This window comes from Gulosibacter sediminis (assembly GCF_030011715.1).
Classification (GTDB): Bacteria; Actinomycetota; Actinomycetes; order Actinomycetales; family Microbacteriaceae; genus Gulosibacter; species Gulosibacter sediminis.
In genome coordinates this window covers 1-365 of record NZ_JASCYH010000099.1, presented here as the reverse complement: position 1 = coordinate 365, position 365 = coordinate 1, and the positions used below count along the sequence as shown (strand labels likewise).

The 365-nt window shown below is 63.0% G+C and carries 1 protein-coding gene; it reads left to right on the top strand.

The genetic code is table 11. The features are described from left to right. Positions 1–122 precede the first annotated feature (122 nt). The coding region (locus tag QM019_RS12715) for a transposase (protein ID WP_282853308.1) at positions 123–365 on the top strand (243 nt) is incomplete at its 3' end.

Sequence of the window (365 nt, the reverse complement as noted above, 5' to 3'; positions counted from 1 at the left end):
GAGTAGTGCCCCCTAGAGTGGTGTAGCCCACGGTGGCCAGCTCGTCGTTCACGACGTAAAGCGCGGCCACCGTGTGATCCTTCGAGGAAACTCTCACATCCCACTCGAAAGGCATCATCACGATGACCGCTCCTCATATTGTCGACCCTGCCCGCATGCTTGGTGAAGCCCTCGCCGATTCATCACCGGATCTGATGCGGCAGCTGCTGCAGACAATGATCAACGCGTTGCTGTCCGCCGACGCGGACGCCGTCGTCGGCGCGGAATGGGGTCAGGTCTCCCCAGACCGGCTCGCGCAACGTAACGGCTACCGGCACCGTGACCTGGACACCCGTGTCGGCACCATCGACGTCGCGGTCCCGAAG